This is a genomic window from Streptomyces sp. WELS2 (genome assembly GCF_013870595.1).
Lineage (GTDB): Bacteria > Actinomycetota > Actinomycetes > Streptomycetales > Streptomycetaceae > Streptomyces.
Genome location: NZ_JACBWZ010001356.1, coordinates 1 through 1044 on the forward strand (window position 1 = coordinate 1; position 1044 = coordinate 1044).

1 protein-coding gene and 1 pseudogene are annotated in these 1044 nt (G+C 75.0%); both read left to right on the forward strand.

The genetic code is table 11. The annotated features are described in order from the left end of the window. Positions 1 to 590 (forward strand): annotated as a pseudogene (locus H5J33_RS36335) (hypothetical protein); the annotation flags it as partial. Next, positions 587 to 1044 (forward strand): DUF4255 domain-containing protein (locus H5J33_RS36340; protein ID WP_181798930.1); only part of this gene is annotated, 458 nt, incomplete at its 3' end. The pseudogene H5J33_RS36335 and the gene H5J33_RS36340, both read left to right, overlap by 4 nt.

The following is a 1044-nucleotide window of genomic DNA, read 5'->3' on the forward strand; positions in this document are numbered from 1 at the left end:
GGGTCGTGGTGACGTACACCGTCCGCAACGGCCGCGACGCGCTGGCCACCGGGCTGCGGCTGCGCATCGGGCTGCCCGCCGGCATCCCCGACAGCGGGCCGCCGCCGGGCTGCGACGCCTCCTGGCTGTGCGCGCTGCCGGACCTCGAGCCGGGCGCGAGCACGGTCGTGCGTGTCGTCCTCAGCCCCGACAAGGCGATGACCGGCCAGGTCACCGGCGTGCTCACCACCACCGGCACGGACGCCGACCGCGGTGACAACACCGCCCGGCAGCGGCTGCGCATCCTCCAGCCGCGCATCATCGCCGTACCGGACATCGGCAAGCCCGGCTTCGTCACCTCCGTGCGCGGCAAGGACTTCCCGCCCGGAGTGCCGGTGCGGTTCACCTGGAAGCCGGGGATCACCGCGGCGGCGGCGCCGACCGTACCCAAGCCCGACGGCACGTTCATCGGCCAGCTGCTCATCCTCGCCAAGGACCAGACCGGGCCCCGCGTCATCATCGCCAAGGGTCCCGGATTCTCCCCGGTGAAGACCGACTTCCTGGTGGTCAGCGGCAGCATCCAGCCGCCCGACGAGGTGACCCGCCGGTGATCCACGAGGTCGACGAGGGGCTGCGCCGGCTGCTCGAGGAGTCCGGCCTGGAGGCGTCGGGCGTCGAGGTCGTCTTCGACGCCCCCACCCGGGACTGGGCCGCGCGCCGCAGCGCGCCCACGGTCTGCGCCTTCCTGTACGACATCCGGGAGGACGCCACCCGGCGCGGCAGCGGCGCGGGGGAGGTGTACGACGCGGACGGGCAGCTCGTGGGGCGGCGCACCCCGCCCCGCTGGTTCGACCTGACGTACCTGGTCACGGCGTGGGCGAGCCGCCCGCAGGACGAGCACCGGCTGCTGTCCCAGGTGCTCTCCCGCCTGGTGGCCGTCGACACGCTGCCCGCGCGGCTGCTCACCGGCACGCTCGCCGAACTGGGCCTGACGGTGGGCCTGGACGTCGCCGGGGCCGCCGCCGACGTACCGGCCGCCGCCGAGGTGTGGTCCGCGCTCGGCGG